This is a genomic window from Arthrobacter sp. MDB1-55 (assembly GCF_059092925.1).
Window position 1 is genome coordinate 877,992 of record NZ_JBNHID010000001.1, and the last position, 17,994, is coordinate 895,985.

Genomic DNA, 17,994 nt, shown 5'->3' on the forward strand with positions numbered 1-17,994 from the left:
TATTGCCGTCTCAATATCTGAGACGCAAGTCGCTGGACTGGCGCCGGGCATCGCGCTCCTGCTTCAGTTGTTGGAAGATCTGATCGAAGGCACGCGGAGGAACCGGCCATGGGCAAGACGCTCGCAGAAAAAGTCTGGGAATCGCACATCGTGCGCAAGGGCGAGGTCGTCAACGGACAGGCTGAACCCGACCTGCTCTACATTGACCTGCACCTCGTGCATGAGGTCACCTCACCGCAGGCATTCGAGGGCCTCCGTCTTGCAGGCAGGAAGCTCCGCCGGCCCGACCTGACGATCGCCACCGAGGATCACAACACTCCGACGATCGACATCGATCGTCCCATTGCAGACCCAACCAGCCGTACGCAAATCGAGACGCTGAGGGCAAACTGCAAGGAGTTCGGCGTAAGGCTGCACTCGCTGGGTGACGCACAGCAGGGGATCGTGCACATCATCGGTCCGCAGTTGGGCCTTACACAGCCCGGCCTCACCGTAGTGTGTGGAGACTCGCATACCTCCACACACGGTGCTTTTGGAGCGCTGGCCATGGGCATCGGAACCTCCGAGGTCGAACACGTCATGGCTACCCAGACGCTCTCCCTGACGCCCTTCAAGACCATGGCAATCAACGTCGAAGGAACGCTCAAGCCCGGCGTGACATCGAAGGACATCATCCTTGCCGTCATCGCCAAGATCGGCACCGGCGGCGGTCAGGGTTACGTCCTTGAGTACCGCGGTTCCGCCATCCGTGCACTGTCCATGGACGCGCGCATGACCATCTGCAACATGTCGATCGAAGCCGGCGCACGGGCCGGAATGGTCGCCCCTGATGAAACCACCTTCGAGTACCTCAAGGGGCGCGCGCACGCACCGCAGGGCGAGGACTGGGATGCCGCCGTCGAGAACTGGCGCACCCTGCGTACCGACGACGACGCGACCTTTGACGCTGAGGTCTTCCTGGACGCGGACGAACTCGAACCCTTCGTTACCTGGGGGACCAACCCCGGCCAGGGCGTCTCGCTGAGCCAGGCTGTTCCTTCGCCGGAGGACTTCGCCGACGAGAACGAGAAGGCGGCCTGTCAGCGCGCCCTCGAGTACATGGCACTGGACGCCGGTACACCCATGAAGGACATCCGTGTAGACACTGTGTTCCTGGGGTCGTGCACCAACAGTCGGGTCGAGGACCTGCGGCTGGCCGCGGATATCATCCGAGGGCGCCAGAAGGACCCGAACATCCGCATGATGGTCGTGCCCGGCTCCGCCCGTGTCCGCCTGGAAGCCGAAGCCGAAGGACTGGACAAGGTGTTCAAGGACTTCGGCGCCGAATGGCGTTTCGCCGGCTGCTCGATGTGCCTGGGTATGAACCCGGATCAGCTCGCCCCGGGCGAACGGTGCGCTTCGACGTCGAACCGGAACTTCGAAGGCCGGCAGGGCAAGGGCGGGCGTACCCACCTGGTTTCACCCGTCGTGGCCGCCGCGACTGCGGTACGCGGAACGCTGAGCTCACCGTCAGACCTGGACCCCGTACCGCCCGCCGTACGCGAGACGTCCACCAGCCACGCGGCCTAGCCTGAGCAAGGCAATCTTCGAAGGAGCACCATGGAAAAGATCACCACGCACACAGGCATCGGCGTTCCGTTGCGCCAGAGCAACGTGGACACTGACCAGATCATCCCCGCCGTCTACCTGAAGCGCATCACCCGTACCGGCTTCGAAGACGCGCTCTTCGCCGCATGGCGCAAGGACGAGAACTTCATCCTGAACAGGGAACCGTTCAACCGCGGTTCGGTGCTGGTGGCCGGGCCGGACTTCGGCACCGGCTCGTCCCGGGAACATGCCGTGTGGGCCTTGAAGGACTTCGGGTTCCGGGCAGTCATCTCCTCCCGCTTCGCCGACATCTTCCGCGGCAATTCCGGTAAGCAGGGGCTGGTGGCAGCCCAGGTAGCCCAGGATGACATCGAGCTGATCTGGAAAGAACTCGAGAACCACCCCGGCACGGAGGTCACCGTCGACCTTGAGTCCCGGCTGGTCACCTGCGGGTCCATCATCGCGCCGTTCCAGATCGACGACTACACGCGCTGGCGTCTTCTTGAAGGACTCGACGACATCGGCCTGACCCTTCGCCATGAGGAGACAATCACGGCGTATGAGGCGCAGCGGCCAAGCTACAAACCAACCACGTTGCCCGCCCGGACCTAGAGCCTCCGGGCAGGTGCAACAAGAATCACGTTTCCTGCCGGAATTTAGTGCTGCACCCGACTGTTTGCACTTCACGACGGGACCGGTCCGATCCCGACACAGCCTCGCCCCGAAGCTAACGGTATTTCAGTCTGGTAACAGTAGCTCCTATGCTTAGCAGGGGTCTTATCTGCTGTTGGGGCTTACACGTTGAAGGAAATAGGTGTTCATGGGTAGCGTTCTGACCATCCGTGGTGGTGTCCCTCTTGCAGGAAAGGTGACCGTCCGCGGTGCCAAGAATTTGGTGCCGAAAGCCATGGTCGCGGCCCTGCTGGGAAGTGCGCCGTCTGTGCTGCGGAACGTCCCGGAAATCAAGGACGTCGACGTCGTCACGAGCCTGCTAAAGCTGCACGGCGTCGAGGTGAGCAAGGATCCGGTGACGGGCGACCTCACCATGGACCCCGCGAACGCCAAGATGGCGGCGTCGAAGGACATCGACGCCCATGCGGGAGACTCACGGATCCCCATCCTGTTCTGCGGTCCCCTGATGCACAGCATCGGCGAGGCCTTCATTCCCGACCTGGGCGGCTGCAAGATCGGCGATCGTCCCATCGATTACCACCTGCAGGTTCTCCGCAACTTCGGCGCTGTTGTCGACAAGCGGCCCGGCGGCATTTCCATCTCTGCTCCAAAGGGTCTCCACGGCGCCAAACTTGAGCTTCCGTACCCGAGCGTCGGCGCCACAGAGCAGGTGCTGCTGACCGCCACCCGTGCCGAGGGCATCACCGAACTGAGCGGTGCCGCCGTCGAACCGGAAATCATGGACCTCATTGCCGTCCTCCAGAAAATGGGCGCCATCATCACCGTCCAGACGGATCGCACTATCCGCATTGAGGGCGTCAAGGAACTTGGCGGCTTCAACCACAAGGCAATCTCCGACCGCAACGAAACGGCATCGTGGGCGTCGGCGGCGTTGGTCACCCGCGGTGACATCTATGTCGAGGGTGCCCGCCAGCTTGACCTCACAGCGTTCCTGAACACGTACCGCAAGATCGGCGGAGCGTTTGACGTGAACGACGACGGCATCCGTTTCTACCATCCGGGCGGCAAGCTCTCACCGTTGGTGCTGGAGACCGACGTCCACCCCGGCTTCATGACCGACTGGCAGCAGCCCCTGGTGGTTGCGCTCACCCAGGCCGAGGGCGTGTCGATCGTACACGAGACCGTGTATGAGAACCGGTTCGGTTTCACTGATGCGCTGGTGCGCATGGGCGCGAATATCCAGGTGCACCGCGAATGTCTCGGCAGCGTTCCCTGCCGTTTCGGTCAGCGCAACTTCCTGCACTCGGCGGTCATCTCCGGGCCGGTTCAGCTGCACGGCACCGACATCGACGTTCCCGATCTGCGCGGCGGCTTCAGTCATCTCATTGCGGCACTTGCGGCGGTGGGCACATCCCGCGTGACCGGCATCGAGTTGATCAACCGCGGTTACGAGCGCTTCCAGGACAAGCTTGAGGCGCTTGGAGCGGACTTCGACGTCGCCGAATCCTCGGATTCAGGAATCGGCCGCTAACCGCGGTCGCACGCCGGCATGACCGAACCAGCATCGTCCCGCGCAACGTTCGCGGTTCTCGCCACCATCCTGCGACCGCTCATGAATGCCATGATGGCCAAGGAGTGGAAGGGCGCTGAGAACCTTCCCCGCGATACCGGTTTCATCGTGTGCCCCAACCACGTCACGGAAATCGACCCGATCGTGATTGGACACTTCCTCTACAACAACAAGGTCCTGCCGCACTTCCTTGCGAAGGCGTCCCTGTTCAGGATCCCGGTGGTGGGTGCGGTTCTGCGAACCACCCTGCAGGTGCCGGTGGAACGCACGACGGCGGGAGCGAACCACTCACTGGAGGTCGCCAGGGAAGCCATTGAGGGTGGCGGGGGAATCATTATCTACCCCGAAGGCACCCTGACCAGGGATCCGGACATGTGGCCCATGAAAGGCCGCACCGGGGCAGCACGCCTGGCCCTGCAAACCGGTGCACCGGTGGTGCCCATTGCGCACTGGGGCGCCCAGGAGGTCTTCCCCCGGTATGCGAAGCGGTTGTACCTGTTCCCGCGCAAGACTTCACGTGTACTCGTCGGAAAGCCCGTCGACCTGTCGGATCTCCAGGGCGGTCCCGTCACCCGCACCACACTGGAGGCGGCAACCAACCGCATCATGGACGCGCTGACCGGGCTTGTCGCGGAGCTGCGCGGTGAGACGCCGCCGGCAGAGCGCTGGGATCCGGCGGCACGGAACCAGAAGACCACGGGCAGGAACTTCGGGTCCTCCACGGGTGAGGTTCAGTGACGCGTCGGCCTCCCGCCGCCGTCGCTGTCCTTGGGTCAGGCAGTTGGGGGACGACCTTCGCGAAGGTGCTCGCGGACGCAGGGGAACGCCACGGTACCCAGGTCCGCCTGTGGGCACGACGCGAGGAAATTGCCCGCGAGATCAACACCAGCCATACGAATAGCCGATATCTCGGCGACACAGTGCTGCCGGATAACATTCGATGCTCCATCGACGTCGCGGACGTCCTCGACGGGGTTGAGCTGGTCGTCATCGCCGTTCCCGCCCAGTCCCTGCGGTCCCAGCTGTCGGCCTGGAAGCCGCTGATTTCGCCCGACGCCGTGGTCGTCTCCCTCATGAAGGGACTTGAGGTCGGAACCGACGCCCGCATGAGCCAGGTGCTCGCCGAGGAACTCGGCCTGCCTCAGGACCGCATCGCGGTTGTTTCCGGTCCGAACCTCGCGATGGAGATAGCGCGTTGTGAGCCCACCGCGTCGGTGGTGGCATGCCCGGATGCCGAGGTGGCAACCTGGATCGCCGCTACGTGTACGGCAACGTACTTCCGCCCCTACACCAATACCGATGTGGTGGGTGTGGAGATCGGCGGCATCGTGAAGAACGTGATTGCTCTCGCTGTGGGTATCTGCGAGGGAAAGCAGATGGGTGACAACACCAAGGCATCCGTCATCACGCGCGGGCTGACTGAGACCACTCGTCTTGCTGTCGCGCTGGGCGGTGAACCGGAAACGATGTCGGGCCTTGCCGGTATGGGCGACCTGATTGCCACGTGTTCCTCGTCGCTCTCGCGCAACCACACAGCGGGCAGGCTGCTTGGACAGGGGCTCACGCTCGATGAGGTGACGGCGCACATGAACCAGACGGCCGAGGGCATCAAGTCAGCCCAGGCGGTGCTTGACCTGGCGCGCCAACTCAATGTCTACATGCCGATTACGGATAGTGTTGTTGCCGTACTTCAGGGAAACCTGTCCGTACATGACCTCGGCCCGCGACTGCTGGCCCGCGAACTGAAATCCGAAGGCTAACTGTGACCTCATCTTCGAAGCCCCGTGTTCTCGTGCTTTTCGGCGGGCGTTCGAGTGAACATGCCGTCAGCTGCGTAACTGCCGCCGGTGTGCTGGACGCAATCGACCGCAACAAGTACGACATCGTTCCGGTCGGCATAGCGAAGAACGGCCAGTGGTCTCTGGTCTCGTCCGACCCGGCCCAGTGGTCGCTGCGGTCGACGGTGCTCCCCGAAGTGCCTGTGTCGCCCGAGTCGGTGGTGCTTGCAACTGCGTCCGACGGCGGAGCTGCGCAGGAACTCGTTGTCACGGCATCGGAGCAGATGCCGCGCAGCCTCGGAGCAGTCGACGTGGTGCTGCCGCTCCTGCATGGGCCCTTCGGTGAGGACGGCACCCTGCAGGGCATGCTTGAAATGGCGGACGTGCGTTACGTCGGAGCCGGCGTTCTGGCGTCCGCCGTCGGGATGGACAAGCACTACATGAAAGTGGTGTTCGCTTCCGCCGGGCTCTCGGTCGGGCCCTACGAAGTGTTCACCGACCGCGACTGGACACGCAACCGCTCCGCATGCCTTGAGCGCGCCTCACAACTCGGCTTCCCCGTCTTCGTCAAGCCTGCCCGTGCGGGATCCTCCATGGGTATCTCGCGTGCCACCACACCGGAGGAACTGGAGGGCGCCGTCGAGACGGCACGCGCGTTCGACCCGAAGGTGATCGTTGAGGCAGGAATCGTCGGACGCGAAATCGAAGTTGCAGTCCTGCAGGGCCGCGGAATGGATGAGCCGAGGACCAGCCTGCCCGGTGAGATCGCTGTACAGCCCGGCGAACATGAGTGGTACGACTTCGAGGCCAAGTACGTTGATGGTTCCGCAGCTGAGCTGAGCTGCCCGGCCGACCTCCCGCCGAACGTGACGGACCGTGTCCGCGAACTCGCCGCCCGCGCCTTCGACGCCCTTGGCACGGAAGGGCTTTCACGCGTCGATTTCTTCTATACGCCCGCCGGTGAACTCATCATCAACGAAATCAACACGATGCCGGGATTCACGCCCATCAGCATGTACCCCCAGATGTGGGCCAAATCCGGGCTCACCTACACGGAGCTGATCGATGAGCTGATTGAGTTGGCGCTCGAACGCAGGACAGGCCTGCGCTAGAAGCGGCAGGAACCGGCTGATGAACGAGCCGAAACGGCCTACCCTCCGGGACATCGCCCTTGCGGCGGGCCTCTCGAAAGCCGCCACGTCCTATGCCTTGCGCGGACTGCGGGGATCAGAAAAGACGGTTGCCCGGGTACAGGCAATAGCTCGCGAGATGGGTTGGACTGCGGACCCCGTTGCCCGGGCCCTCGCCGGCGGACGAAGCAGCAATGTCGCAATCATTGGTCCATTGGGGGATCTTTGGCGGCAGGGCCTGGCGGTCATGCTGTCCGAGGCCTTACACAACCGCGGCATGTTCTCTGCGATTGCGAACGTGGACACTTCTCCCGAACGCGAGCAGAAAGCACTGCGTACGCTTGCCATGCGTAGGGTGGACGCCGCGATAGTGCTTCCTGTCGATCCTTCTGCCGGATACTGGGCGGACGTTCCGGAACGTATCCGGCTGGTGTCGGTGGGGGACGCGCTGCTCCACCGTCCGGTTGCCCGGACCGTCCTGTTCGATAACGAGTTCGGGATCGGCGCCGCCCTGCGTCACCTCGAGGGGCTGGGGCATCGGTCGGTGGGTCTGCTCGCCCCGTCGCTGCCGTCCACGCCGGGACGTCCCGCGCAGCTCCTGGTCGAAAGGCTGGGCGAGGAGATGGGCTTGAGCGTCGCGGTCGCGGCATCGACGTCGTCGGTGTCGGGAGCCGCGGAAGCTGCCACCGTTCTCCTCACAGGTTCACCGCGTCCGACGGCGCTGCTGTGCCTGAGCGATTCCCTGGCCTTCGGCGCCTACCGGGCGGCCCGGTCTCTTGCCCTGTCCATTCCCGGGGACGTCTCCATACTCGGCTTCGATGACAGCGAGTTGGCCCCGCTGGTGAGCCCTGCGCTCACCACCTTCGGCTGGGATGAGTCATCGATCGTGGCAGCGGCAATCGAAGCGGTGATGAACGACGACAGCCCTGCGTCGGTCTCATTCCGACCCGAGTTCCTGGTGCGCGGATCCACCGGGCCTGTTCAAGGCGCCTGACGAAAGACCCACTTCATTCCGCCCGGATGACTTTCGCGGTCGGAACCTTCTCTCGAATCATCTGGATGGCCCGACTGCCTTGGCTGAACCATGTGGCGCTCAGGTCGATGGACAGTCCCGTAGATGAGGTCAAGGTGATCAGACCGGGCTCCAACTCCTCCAGGACCTCAACGTCATTCCAGAGGATCGAGCAGTACACACCATCGCTGAAGCTCACCCCGGCGTCACCGACTACCAGTTGCGCGCGGGCAGGAACTCCGGTGACCGCTCCGCGCAGGCCTCGTCGAAACCGTTCACCCCTGATGGCAGGATAGTGGCGAGCATGCTCAGCAACGAGGCTTTCATCGACCGGGAAACAGCCTTCCGGCATGCCGACCACGAGGGTCTCCTCAAGCAGTGTTAGAACACGCTTGCACGTCTCCGGCGCGACTCGATGGACCAGTTCCATCTTCTCGATTGCAGTCAGCGCAGGGTAGTTCATCAGGTGGTTGCGGGCTGCGGCAATTGCCTCATCCATGGCGTTGCCGGGGTCATCGAGATACTCCTGCAGTTCGCGAACGCTGTCTTCGATGTCGAGAGTCGAAGGACCCCGTTCACTCATGGATCGGAGGATTCGGAGAAGGCCGGCCAGCACATCGTCGACATGGTGAGCCGGCGGATCCGTCAGCACGCACAGGATGCCCCTGCCATCGATATCCAGGACAGGCTCAATGTCAACCTCGTAGATCCAGCCCCTTGAATGCCGCAGTTCATGAATCACCGTTCGACGGATGAGGGAGGAGAGAAGGAAAACCCCTTCGGTTTCTACATCCGACAGGACAGGCAGCTCGAAGGACAAGCTAAGCTGCGGTCCGTCCTGCTCAAACCACATCGGGTAAGGCAGGTCCACACGAGGTGCTGGGGCCGGGGTACGGGGTTCTCCTGATGGCAGCGGGAGACGTAAGTCCTGCGGCGGCGGGCCGCTCAGGACGAGCACGGCGTTCTGTTGCGTGAAATAGGTGCGGATATGGTTGCGAACTGCTTCCTCGTCAATTAACCGCAGCCCATGGGGCGCGACGTCCGTAAGGCCCAGCGATCGCACACCGAATCTCCGGCGCAGATGCCGGGAAACTGCCAAGTTCACGACCGAGCCGCCTTCCGCTTCCAGTACCTTCTTCTCCACGGGGAGCCGTTCGAAAGACGGCGAGCTGATCGCGGCGCACAGGGCAGACAGGAAAGCGACCACGGTCTCCGGTCTCCCGGACGTGCTGAAGGTTGTCATGGAGGGTTCGACCATGGCGTTTGTGGCGTCACGACCGTCGGACGCCTGTGCCATGATGAGGTGCTCCGCCAGATGGGTGATGCCGGCGGTCATGAAAGTCTCATCCCGGACACCTGCCCGGAAGATCAGTTCTGCCGCCAGCGGCCCCGGCAGGTCAAGCCAAAACACCGGGACGCCATCGACCACGTCTGTATTGAGCGTCATAGCGAAGGCAGGCCTAAAGGGCGTGGAGACGCCAGCTGACCGAGTGGGTGTCACCCGGCTCCAACACGATCAGATCTGACCCGGAGTTGAAAGCGTCCGGAGGACAGGTCATGGGTTCGGCGGCAAGACCGAGTCGGGACACGGAAGGGTCAGGCTTGTCCGCCGTATGGATCTGCACCCAGGCACACGACTCGTCGAAGGTGATGGCCGCCCCGCGGCCGTCCGCGGCCAGCACTGAGACGGTGGCAGCACCGTCGTCGTAATTGATGTCCGTGTAGGCGTGGTCAACGAAGGTGTCGCCGATGACATGCGGCTCGCGGAAATCAAAGTGCGACGACGTGACGCCGGTGAGTTCCGTTGGGATCAGTCGGTCCTCGGTGACCTGGAGAACCGAGGACGCGGGAACCTGCAGGGTCCAGTCGTCCACGAGCCCGACGCCGGCAACCAGGTAAGGGTGCGCGGACGCACCGTACGGCGCGGCCGAGCCGCCTGTGTTGACAGCGGAGATGGTTGTGGTGAGGCCGTCGTCGTCGAGGGTGTAGAGAACCTCGACTTCCAGCCGGAATGGGTAGCCCTTCTGCGGGATAACCGAAGCCGTCAGCCGCACCGAAGCCGTCGACTGATCCGCCAGGGTCCAGTCAACCCAGCCGAGCAGGCCGTGGATCGCGTGGGACCGCTGCGGCTCCGTCAGTGCCAGTTGGTGCGATAGGCCGTTGAACGAATATTTTCCGTCGACCACGCGGTTGGGCCAGGGCACCAGCACGGCGCCGCGGAAGGAGGGCCGGATCTCTTCAGCATCGTAGGGAACCACGAGGTCCCGGTCGTTGTGGCGGAGGTACCGCAGGGTGGCTCCGATGCTGGCAATCGAGGCTGTGTAGGCGCCGTGCTGGAGGGTGTACTGGGTACCGGACAGTGGCGTGGAATCTGTGGTTTTCATCGAGCCCAAGTGTAGAACGTCACAACGACGGCGGTGTCAGCCTTCCTCCGGCAACTCCACCGTGTCGTTGAGGCTCAGGCACTGCTCCGTCTGCTCAACCCGCGAGGCGGCGCCGCCTAGATCGACGAGAACCGTGCTGGACGCCACCTGATTGGGATCGAAGAGTACCTCGACGGCGGGATTGCGGCCGTAGGTCCTGGCCGTCCAGATATCGGTTTCTGTGGACTCCTGGATGATCCAGTCGACGTCGTTCACGGAGGCACAGGCGTCCGTGGTGGGCCCCGGAACCTCTATTCCGCACCGAAGGACAACCTGCGAAGGGTCGCCCCAGGCGGCTGTGCCCTGACTGTTGGTTTCCCTCAGCTCGTTACCGGCCACCTGGTCCGGAAGGGCGATCATCACCTCGGCGCAGGCGGGGTTGGCCGCATCGGGAGCCGCATCGACGTCAACAATGGGGGAACAGGCACTCAGCGACACCACGAGCAGGGCGCCGGCGCTGGAGGCACGCACGAAGTGACGCGAATGTGTTGGCATAAAGACAAGCCTAGCGGGAGGAAACAGCGGTCCTACCCGCCCGGGACTGCCGCGAAAGGCGTCCCGTTCCACCCAGGCCGAGCGGTTCATCCGCCCGGCCCGAGCCGTTCCACACCTACTCCTCTCTGACTCGGCCACCGGCGAGGAGGAACGATTCCTCAAGCAATTCCCTGAGCTCGTCACGCTCGATCCGGGTGAGCCGGACAAGGACCAGTTGCGGAGATCTCTCGTGGTGCGGTGTCCAGAAGTAGATTGCAGGGTGCGCGCCGGCGAGTGCCTCCCGCTCGCTGGTCTTCACCGTGAGCACGCCCGGTTCCCAGATGCGGGCCATCAAGGTTTTGGCGAACCAGGCAGGCTGACCCCAACTTGGCCGCTCCATTACCCCGGGTAACGACAGACAGATGTGCCGGACATCAGCTTCAGTTACCATTCCTTGCCTTCCCCTCGGGGCCCGGACGGAGGTCCGGGATTCCTACGCTTCGATGTCCGCGGCGTCGATCGCCTTGTCGCTGAGGATCGGCATGAGGGCCAGCAGCGCTAGCGTCAGCACACCCATGATGCCGAACATCGCCTGCAGCCCCGCCACCTGGGCGATGAGGCCTCCCGCTGCGGCGCCCAGCGGCATAGTGCCCCACGCGAGCAGCCGGTAGGCGCTATTGACCCGTCCCAGCAGGCGATCCGGCGTGATGCGCTGCCTCAGGGAGACGGTGATGACATTCCAGAGCATCACCAGAGCGCCGCCCACGAAGAATACGAACCCGAGGATGTAGGGATTGTCGGTAAGAGCAGGAGCTCCGACGAAGAACGAGCCACCCAGAATCGTCAGGGCCAGGGATTTTGACCGGCCCAGCAGGCGTTCGGCCCATTCGGCTATGAAGGATCCAAGGAATGCGCCGAGTGCTGAAGTTGTCAGGAGTATCCCGAAGCCTACCTCGGACAGTTGCATGGCCGACGCCGGCCCGACCGCGAACAGGACGAAAAGTGCGAACGCGGCGCTCGATGCGAAGTTGAAGGTTCCTGTCATGACGGCAAGCGTTCGCAGGATCTTCTGGTTGTAGAGATACCTCAACCCCTCGGCGATATCGTGGCGGAGCGTCGTCTTCTGCTCGCGCTCGATACGAAAGTTCCCTCGCACCAGGAAGAGAGCGCCCACGGCAGCGAGCCACAGGGCGGCTGGCACCAGGAAACCTCCGATGACACCCGCTGCAACGAGGAACCCGCCCAGGGGCGGGCCGATGAATTGGTTGGTGGTCAGTTCGACGGCGTACAGCCGGCCGTTGGCGCGGGAGAGCTGGTCGCGGTGCACCACCTGGGGCATGATCGACTGCGCTGACGTGTCGTAGAGCGTCTCGGCCACGCCGACCAGCAGTGCGGTGACGTATAAAACCCAGATCGAGCCCAGATCAAAGAGGATCACCGCCACCAGCAACGCAGGCAGGACAGCCCTTGCGGTGTTGGCGGTGAGCATGAGCCGGCGCCGATCCAACCTGTCCGCCAGAGCACCGGCTGTCAACGTGAAAAGCAGCCAGGGAAGCGTGGCGACGAAGGACAAGCCCGCAATGAGAGTGGGGGACTGCGTGAACTGAATAGCGAGCAGGGGCAGCGCGATCTTGAAGACCCCGTCGGCGAGATTGGAGAGCCCCGACGCTGTCCATAGGTTCCAGTAGGGCGCACCGAGAGGCATCCTGGTCTGATTGTTGACCTCCAGCGCATCGCCTGCCATGTGTGAAACGGTCCCACAGTGATTGGGAGAACTCAAGGGGTTGCGGTGGTTGTTGTGCAGCCAGTTGACCATCGGCCATGCTCGGTACCATGGGTGCCTGCCACCTATCCGCAGGGGAGTACGTCACATGGAGGCTGGTATCGCCGGTGGTGCCCAGGAGCAATCCGGACTGACCGGACTCATCACCGACGTGATGAGTGCCCTCGGCGAGATCGGCGTCGGGTTCCTGGTACTCCTCGAGACGGTCTTTCCACCCATCCCGAGTGAAGTGGTGCTGCCGCTGGCTGGGTTCCTGTCCCAGCAGGGCGCCATGAATGCGATGCTCGTGCTTGCCCTGGCCACTCTCGGGAGCTACGCGGGCGCTGTTCTCCTGTATCTGCTCGGAGCGAAGCTCGGTGAGGAGAGGGTGGTGCGCGGTCTCTCCAAGCTGCCGTTGGTCGATCGTGAGGACTTCGAACGCGCTGCACGCTGGTTTGAACGTCATGGGCGCTCGGCGGTGTTCTTCGGGCGTCTGATCCCCGGCGTCCGAAGTCTGATTTCGCTGCCGGCAGGAGCAGAACACATGCCGATGGGCACATTCAGTCTTTTCACAATCGCGGGAAGTCTGGTCTGGAACGTTCTCCTCATTGCACTGGGGTACTTCCTGGGAACCCAGTACCACCTGGTCGACCAGTATTCCCAGTACTTCGACATCGTCATCTACGCGGTGTTGGCGGCATTGGTCGGCTGGCTGGTCCTCCGCCGCGTACGACGACGGCGCGCCGGCCGCCGTTGAAGCTCCCCTCCCAGCTGGAGGGCGCTATTCACAGGCGTCGCCGAAATGTCCAGGGCGCCAAGTACGGTGGAATCATGCCTCTTACCGTTGCCCAGTTGAGCGAATCTGCCCTGCTTGAGCGCATTCTGCCCCGTCTGCGGGGCAGCTTCGACTATCCCCCCGGCATCCTCTTGGGTCCCGGTGATGATGCTGCGTTGGTGGCAGCGCCGGACGCCAGAGTGCTTGTTTCCATTGATACCCAGGTTCAGGACATGGATTTCCGGCTGCAGTGGGCAAACGGTTATCGGACCACGGGATTCGACGTCGGGTGGAAGGCTGCTGCGCAGAACCTCAGCGATATCAACGCCATGGGCGGACGCGCCACCTCTCTCGCTGTCAGTCTGACCCTTCCCGGAAGCACAGAAGTTGTGTGGGTCGAAGATCTTGCGGAGGGACTTACCTCCGCAATCGGTGAACTCGGCGCCGAGACGTGCCGCGTCGTCGGCGGTGACCTCGGGCGCGGAACCGAGATTTCGGTCACGGCCGCCGTCACCGGATCACTGGACGGTCACAGCGCTGTGCTGCGTTCGGGCGCACAGCCCGGAGACGTCGTCGTGCTGGCCGGAACGGCGGGCTGCGCAGCGGCAGGGTTGGCGCTGCTGGAGTCCGGCCATGACTACGGTTCGCTCGACGAGGAGCTTCGGGCGTTGATTGCTCTGCAGTGCAGGCCGCGGCCGCCGCTGCACGCGGGGCCTATCGCTGCTGCGCGCGGGGCCACTGCGATGCTGGATGTTTCAGACGGTCTGGTCAGGGACGCACAGCGCCTCGCTCACGCCAGCTCAGTGCGGATTGACTTCAATCCGGCGGCCCTGACATTGCTTGCTGAACCGCTCGGCGCTGCGGGTTCCCTGCTCGGCGCAGATCCAGTTGGATGGGTGCTCAGTGGGGGAGAAGACCATGGCCTCCTTGCCACCGTTAACCCAAACGTTATGCCTTTGGCGGGGTTCACTGCGGTAGGCTCGGTAGAGGCCGGGCCTGCCGAAGTGACCGTCGGGTCACAGTCTCCAGCCAACGTGGGATGGGATCACTTTGCAGACTAAAATCACCGCAAACGCGACTGCGATGAAGCGATGGTTGAGCAAAGCTGAAGAATCCCTCGGCAATCACAGCGACCGCCTGAATGCAATCAATATCTTTCCCGTGGCCGATGGCGACACCGGCACCAACCTCTACCTGACGGTACGGGCAGCTGCACAGGCTGTTGCGGACGTGGACACCCATGACCTCGGCGAACTCCTGAGAAGCGCCGGCCAAGCGGCCATGGAAGATGCCAGGGGAAACTCCGGCACGCTTTTCGCTGTTTTCCTGTCCGCCATCGCGGAGCCCCTGCACGGCGTTGCCCGCCTGTCCGGCCCGCTCCTTGCGACCGCGCTCAACCGGGCCCAGATCCGCAGTTGGTCCGCGCTGAGCGATCCTGTGCCTGGAACCATGCTGTCCGTCCTTGAGGCAGCTGCAGGGGGAGCAGCAACGGTGGACCAGGCAAACCAGGGGGATGACAGCAACCATGCCCTTGCCATGACACTTCAGGGTGCCGTGGAATCCGCCCTCGAAGCAGTCATCAACACCGAGAGCCAGCTTGGAGCGCTGACCGAAGCGCAGGTGGTTGACGCCGGGGGAGTGGGGTTCCTGCTCATCCTGGACGCGCTGCGCGCAGCGTCCCTGGGCGAGGAGCTCCAGGATGAGCTGCTCGACGGACTGCACGGGTATGACGTACAGGCGCCGCATATCCATAACGGCATGCCTGCCGAGGGCGTCGAGGTCATGTGCACCATCAATCTGAGCCCTCTGGATGCCGCGACGTTGCGGCTGCACCTGGATGAGGTCGGCGATTCCGTCATCATGAGCGCTGTGACAGAGGTCGAGGATGGCTACCGGTGGCGCGTTCACGTCCACGTGCCCGAAGCCGCGCTGGCGCTGAAGTTCATCGAGGAAGCCGGCCAGCCCAGCCATATCGCCATCACCCAACTGGCCGGCGCTGGGGCCGTTCTGCCTCAGGAAGCCGCAGACATCGGCGGCCAGGAGCGCTACGGGTCCTAGGCGCGGCGCCCTCCGGATGCGCGACACCCGCGCCTGTTCGCGTCAGGGGACACAAGCCCCCACATCTCTCAGGACGAAGGAACGCATTATGCCCGCTCCCACCCGGACTACTCCGGAACGGACCGCCCGGTTCGGGTTCGCATTCATCGGCGTCCTGCTGATCACCGTCAACCTCCGCGTCTCCTTCGTCAGCGTGGGACCGGTTCTCGCGAACATCAGCGGTGATCTCGGGCTGTCCAGCGCCGCAGCCGGCTTCCTCACGGGCCTCCCGCTCATCGCATTCGCCGTCTTTTCACCCGTAGGCCCGCGCTTCGCCGCGCGGCTCGGGCTTGACCGGGCGCTTTGGGTGTCACTTCTGATTCTGGCGATGGGGATAGTGCTTCGGTCGTTGCCCGTAGTGGGCTTCATCTGGGCTGGTACTGCTTTGATCGGCCTGGCTATCGCGCTCCTCAACGTGCTTGTGCCATCCCTCGTGAAGCGGGACTTTCCAACCAGGGTCAGCCAGGTGACAGGTAGTTATACCGCCACGCAGGCAGCGATCGCAGCGATAGGTGCCGCCGTCGTCGTTCCGGTGGCGGACGCCTCACCGGCAGGATGGCGGCTCGCTCTGGGCATGTGGGTAGGGCTGGCACTGATTGCGATGGCAGTCCTGTGGCCGTGGCTTCGCCGCCACGGGTCCGCGACGGCGCGTGCCGATTCTCCTACGGCTGCCTATCGGTCACCCTGGGGCTCTGCGTTGGGCTGGCAGGTCACCCTGTTCATGGGACTGCAGTCGATCGCGTTCTACGTCCTCATGGCATGGTTGCCCACCATTGAGCAGAGCCGCGGAGTATCCGCGACGACAGCGGGATTGCACCTGTCGGTGTTCCTGCTGGTCAGCGTCTTCGCAAGCCTCGCGACCGGAGGAATCCTGCATCGTGGGCCAGACCAACGCCTTGTCTCCTTCGCCAGCAGTTCGCTGACTTTCGTGACATTCCTCGGGTTGGCGGTCGCGCCGGACCTCACGCTCTTGTGGGTACTGCTGGGTGCGGTGGGTTGCGGGAGCCTGATTGTGATCGCGCTGTCACTGTTCAGCCTCCGCACCGTCAATTACGCGCAGGCTGCCTCGCTTTCGGGCATGGCACAGTCCGTCGGTTACGGGCTGGGAGCGGCTGGACCGGTGGTGTTTGGTGCCTTGCGCGACCTCAGCGGCGACTGGACCCTGCCCCTCATGGGCACAGCCGCAATCATGGCAGTGCTTGCCGGATTCGGCTTGCTGGCAGGACGGGACCGTCTGATCAGGGTCGGCTAGGCGCCGGCCCCTGAAGAATCCGCTAGGCGGACGCAGCGAGCTCCGGCTCAGGAGCGATCCCGCTGGCCAGCAGATTGTCACGGGTGGCGTTGATCACGCCGATGAGGGCGGCCCGCAGGTCTTTCTCCACGTACCCCTCGCCTCCGAGCGGCACGCCTTCACCCTGCTGGACCTGGTCGAGGATGGCCAGTCCCGCCGGTGTGAGGGAGACGAAAGTCACGCGCCGGTCAGCTTTGCTCTTGGAACGCTCGACCAGGTTCCGCGCCTCCAGCCGCTCAAGTGCCTTACCGACCGTCTGGGCCTGCACCCGAACGATCTGGGCCAGTTTTACCTGGCTCATGGAACCCGCGGTGGCAAGCACCTTCAGGATCGTCACGCCGGAATGCGTAACGCCGATACTGCGCAGGCGTTCATTGTCCCGGTTCTCATTCAGCCTGGCCGCTGTGCTCAGCAGACGGCTGGTTGACCAGTGTGAAGTGTCCATGCCTCATTAACCTTCTAACCCCGAAAGACGCGAGCACCGGCATAGTGCTGCACGCTCGAACTCAAAACCCGGTGGTACGGCACCGGCGGCGCCGACCGCCGAACGGTGAAAGTTCCGTCGATCGGTCCCAAGTGCGCTTAGTGAAGTATCCTATGCGATGAAACTTGAGCTTTGAACAATTGAGAGGGTGGAGTCGTGGGCGAAACGGTCTCCTTCGAGGCTGATGAGGAGTACTCCGCGGCCCATCTGGACGAAGCGCAGCGCGATGCGAGCGCGCAGTCCTCCGTGCTGGACGAAATGCAGGACCTGATTTTGTCCGCCGCGGACATCCAGGAATTCCTTAACGAGCTCTCCGTGCTTTCGGCCCGGAGCGTCAGCTTCAACGGGGAGGACATCCTTTGCGGTATCACGCTGCTGCGCCGTCGCCGTGCTGCAACGGTGGCATACAACTCCAAGACGGCCAAGGCAATGGACGAACTACAGTACGCCTACAGGGAAGGTCCGTGCCTCACCGCTGCCCGTGAGCGGCGCACCATCGTGGTTGAAGACTTCCGGAGCGACAATCGGTGGCCCGATTATTCCGAAGCCGTCTCGCAGCACGGCCTTCGTTCCATTCTCTCAGCACCCTTCACCATCGGGGCGGACGCACAGGCAGCCATGAACCTGTACTCCTACCGCACGGGCTCCTTCGGCGAGAAGGAAGTGGGCTTTGCCGAGTCCTATGCGCAGCAAGCCTCGAAGGGGCTTCAGTTGGCACTGCGGATGGCTCACTACAGCGAGGAGGCCGCTAACCGCAGCCGTGCAATGGAGTCACGAACCGACATCGACGTAGCAGTGGGTATTGTGATGGCTCAGAACCGCTGTTCGCAGCAGGAGGCGTTCGAGATCCTCCAGCGCGCCTCCAGCGCGCGCAATGTGAAATTGCGGGTCATTGCTTCGGAGATCGTTCAAAGGGTATCGGGATCTTCACCGGCGACCCACTTCGATGGTTAGCAGAATCGTCAGGCGCCTCGGCTA

At 63.4% G+C, this 17,994-nt stretch carries 18 protein-coding genes; 12 read left to right on the forward strand and 6 right to left on the reverse strand.

Going from position 1 to position 17,994, the window contains the following annotated elements:
- The first annotated feature begins 108 nt into the window (after positions 1 to 108).
- The 7 genes from leuC (at position 109) to AC5RU3_RS04235 (ending at position 7,692) form a co-directional block, all read left to right on the forward strand.
- Positions 109 to 1,569 carry a 3-isopropylmalate dehydratase large subunit gene (gene leuC / locus AC5RU3_RS04205; protein ID WP_309071809.1) on the forward strand — a complete coding sequence of 487 codons (1,461 nt, stop codon included), beginning with the start codon at positions 109 to 111 and terminating at the stop codon, positions 1,567 to 1,569.
- Positions 1,570 to 1,599: 30 nt separating this feature from the next.
- Entirely contained in the window at positions 1,600 to 2,199 is a 600-nt protein-coding gene (gene leuD / locus AC5RU3_RS04210; RefSeq protein WP_458115203.1) for a 3-isopropylmalate dehydratase small subunit, read from the forward strand.
- Positions 2,200 to 2,407: 208 nt separating this feature from the next.
- Positions 2,408 to 3,751 (forward strand): UDP-N-acetylglucosamine 1-carboxyvinyltransferase, encoded by a 1,344-nt coding sequence (gene murA / locus AC5RU3_RS04215; RefSeq protein ID WP_309071811.1) that lies wholly within the window; start codon positions 2,408 to 2,410, stop codon positions 3,749 to 3,751.
- An 18-nt stretch (positions 3,752 to 3,769) separates the two neighbouring features.
- Positions 3,770 to 4,528: a lysophospholipid acyltransferase family protein gene (locus AC5RU3_RS04220; RefSeq protein ID WP_309071812.1), complete on the forward strand. Its 759-nt coding sequence runs from the start codon at positions 3,770 to 3,772 to the stop codon at positions 4,526 to 4,528.
- Complete coding sequence (locus AC5RU3_RS04225) at positions 4,525 to 5,550, forward strand: NAD(P)H-dependent glycerol-3-phosphate dehydrogenase (protein ID WP_309123843.1); 1,026 nt, start codon at positions 4,525 to 4,527, stop codon at positions 5,548 to 5,550. Before AC5RU3_RS04220 ends, AC5RU3_RS04225 begins: the two co-directional genes overlap by 4 nt.
- Positions 5,538 to 6,680, forward strand: coding sequence for a D-alanine--D-alanine ligase family protein (locus AC5RU3_RS04230; protein WP_493965143.1), 1,143 nt, complete (start codon positions 5,538 to 5,540; stop codon positions 6,678 to 6,680). The genes AC5RU3_RS04225 and AC5RU3_RS04230 overlap by 13 nt, the downstream gene beginning before the upstream one ends.
- A 19-nt stretch (positions 6,681 to 6,699) precedes the next feature.
- Complete coding sequence (locus AC5RU3_RS04235; RefSeq protein ID WP_493964918.1) at positions 6,700 to 7,692, forward strand: LacI family DNA-binding transcriptional regulator; 993 nt, start codon at positions 6,700 to 6,702, stop codon at positions 7,690 to 7,692.
- 13 nt (positions 7,693 to 7,705) lie between these two features.
- Here the strand turns inward: AC5RU3_RS04235 and AC5RU3_RS04240 are convergent, their stop codons facing one another.
- The 5 genes from AC5RU3_RS04240 to AC5RU3_RS04260 form a co-directional block, all read right to left on the reverse strand.
- Entirely contained in the window at positions 7,706 to 9,157 is a 1,452-nt protein-coding gene (locus tag AC5RU3_RS04240; protein ID WP_493964919.1) for an insulinase family protein, read from the reverse strand.
- A gap of 13 nt (positions 9,158 to 9,170) precedes the next feature.
- Positions 9,171 to 10,094 (reverse strand): aldose-1-epimerase, encoded by a 924-nt coding sequence (locus tag AC5RU3_RS04245; protein WP_493964920.1) that lies wholly within the window; start codon positions 10,092 to 10,094, stop codon positions 9,171 to 9,173.
- A 36-nt stretch (positions 10,095 to 10,130) separates the two neighbouring features.
- Entirely contained in the window at positions 10,131 to 10,628 is a 498-nt protein-coding gene (locus tag AC5RU3_RS04250) for a DUF3515 family protein (RefSeq protein WP_309123839.1), read from the reverse strand.
- 115 nt (positions 10,629 to 10,743) lie between these two features.
- Positions 10,744 to 11,058 (reverse strand): MmcQ/YjbR family DNA-binding protein, encoded by a 315-nt coding sequence (locus tag AC5RU3_RS04255; RefSeq protein WP_493964921.1) that lies wholly within the window; start codon positions 11,056 to 11,058, stop codon positions 10,744 to 10,746.
- 42 nt (positions 11,059 to 11,100) lie between these two features.
- On the reverse strand, positions 11,101 to 12,351 hold the full coding sequence (locus AC5RU3_RS04260; protein WP_309072773.1) for an MFS transporter: 1,251 nt from the start codon (positions 12,349 to 12,351) through the stop codon (positions 11,101 to 11,103).
- Positions 12,352 to 12,478: 127 nt separating this feature from the next.
- Here AC5RU3_RS04260 and AC5RU3_RS04265 point away from each other — a divergent pair, with 127 nt between their 5' ends.
- The 4 genes from AC5RU3_RS04265 to AC5RU3_RS04280 all read left to right on the forward strand — a co-directional run bounded on the left by AC5RU3_RS04265 (position 12,479) and on the right by AC5RU3_RS04280 (position 16,493).
- A complete protein-coding gene (locus AC5RU3_RS04265) occupies positions 12,479 to 13,126 on the forward strand; it encodes a DedA family protein (protein ID WP_375164395.1) in 648 nt (215 codons plus the stop codon).
- A 74-nt stretch (positions 13,127 to 13,200) separates the two neighbouring features.
- A complete protein-coding gene (gene thiL / locus AC5RU3_RS04270; RefSeq protein ID WP_493964922.1) occupies positions 13,201 to 14,205 on the forward strand; it encodes a thiamine-phosphate kinase in 1,005 nt (334 codons plus the stop codon).
- Positions 14,206 to 14,227: 22 nt separating this feature from the next.
- Positions 14,228 to 15,202, forward strand: a complete 975-nt coding sequence (locus tag AC5RU3_RS04275; RefSeq protein WP_309072029.1) for a DAK2 domain-containing protein — start codon at positions 14,228 to 14,230, stop codon at positions 15,200 to 15,202.
- A gap of 88 nt (positions 15,203 to 15,290) precedes the next feature.
- Entirely contained in the window at positions 15,291 to 16,493 is a 1,203-nt protein-coding gene (locus AC5RU3_RS04280; RefSeq protein ID WP_493964923.1) for an MFS transporter, read from the forward strand.
- 22 nt (positions 16,494 to 16,515) lie between these two features.
- On the opposite strand, the gene AC5RU3_RS04285 is transcribed toward AC5RU3_RS04280, so the two are convergent.
- Positions 16,516 to 16,977 (reverse strand): MarR family winged helix-turn-helix transcriptional regulator, encoded by a 462-nt coding sequence (locus AC5RU3_RS04285; protein WP_493964924.1) that lies wholly within the window; start codon positions 16,975 to 16,977, stop codon positions 16,516 to 16,518.
- A gap of 195 nt (positions 16,978 to 17,172) precedes the next feature.
- On the opposite strand from AC5RU3_RS04285, the gene AC5RU3_RS04290 reads away from it, so the two are divergent.
- On the forward strand, positions 17,173 to 17,970 hold the full coding sequence (locus AC5RU3_RS04290; protein WP_493964925.1) for a GAF and ANTAR domain-containing protein: 798 nt from the start codon (positions 17,173 to 17,175) through the stop codon (positions 17,968 to 17,970).
- Positions 17,971 to 17,994: the final 24 nt, after the last annotated feature.

Excerpts from the sequence above, each read along its gene's own strand:
- AC5RU3_RS04235 (WP_493964918.1), top strand. The coding sequence starts at position 6,700 with ATGAACGAGCCGAAACGGCCTACCCTCCGGGACATCGCCCTTGCGGCG.
- AC5RU3_RS04240 (WP_493964919.1), bottom strand. The coding sequence starts at position 9,157 with ATGACGCTCAATACAGACGTGGTCGATGGCGTCCCGGTGTTTTGGCTT.
- AC5RU3_RS04265 (WP_375164395.1), top strand. The coding sequence starts at position 12,479 with ATGGAGGCTGGTATCGCCGGTGGTGCCCAGGAGCAATCCGGACTGACC.
- AC5RU3_RS04250 (WP_309123839.1), bottom strand. The coding sequence starts at position 10,628 with ATGCCAACACATTCGCGTCACTTCGTGCGTGCCTCCAGCGCCGGCGCC.
- AC5RU3_RS04260 (WP_309072773.1), bottom strand. The coding sequence starts at position 12,351 with ATGGCAGGCGATGCGCTGGAGGTCAACAATCAGACCAGGATGCCTCTC.
- leuD (WP_458115203.1), top strand. The coding sequence starts at position 1,600 with ATGGAAAAGATCACCACGCACACAGGCATCGGCGTTCCGTTGCGCCAG.
- AC5RU3_RS04220 (WP_309071812.1), top strand. The coding sequence starts at position 3,770 with ATGACCGAACCAGCATCGTCCCGCGCAACGTTCGCGGTTCTCGCCACC.
- AC5RU3_RS04280 (WP_493964923.1), top strand. The coding sequence starts at position 15,291 with ATGCCCGCTCCCACCCGGACTACTCCGGAACGGACCGCCCGGTTCGGG.
- AC5RU3_RS04275 (WP_309072029.1), top strand. The coding sequence starts at position 14,228 with ATGAAGCGATGGTTGAGCAAAGCTGAAGAATCCCTCGGCAATCACAGC.
- thiL (WP_493964922.1), top strand. The coding sequence starts at position 13,201 with ATGCCTCTTACCGTTGCCCAGTTGAGCGAATCTGCCCTGCTTGAGCGC.
- murA (WP_309071811.1), top strand. The coding sequence starts at position 2,408 with ATGGGTAGCGTTCTGACCATCCGTGGTGGTGTCCCTCTTGCAGGAAAG.
- leuC (WP_309071809.1), top strand. The coding sequence starts at position 109 with ATGGGCAAGACGCTCGCAGAAAAAGTCTGGGAATCGCACATCGTGCGC.
- AC5RU3_RS04255 (WP_493964921.1), bottom strand. The coding sequence starts at position 11,058 with ATGGTAACTGAAGCTGATGTCCGGCACATCTGTCTGTCGTTACCCGGG.
- AC5RU3_RS04285 (WP_493964924.1), bottom strand. The coding sequence starts at position 16,977 with ATGGACACTTCACACTGGTCAACCAGCCGTCTGCTGAGCACAGCGGCC.
- AC5RU3_RS04245 (WP_493964920.1), bottom strand. The coding sequence starts at position 10,094 with ATGAAAACCACAGATTCCACGCCACTGTCCGGTACCCAGTACACCCTC.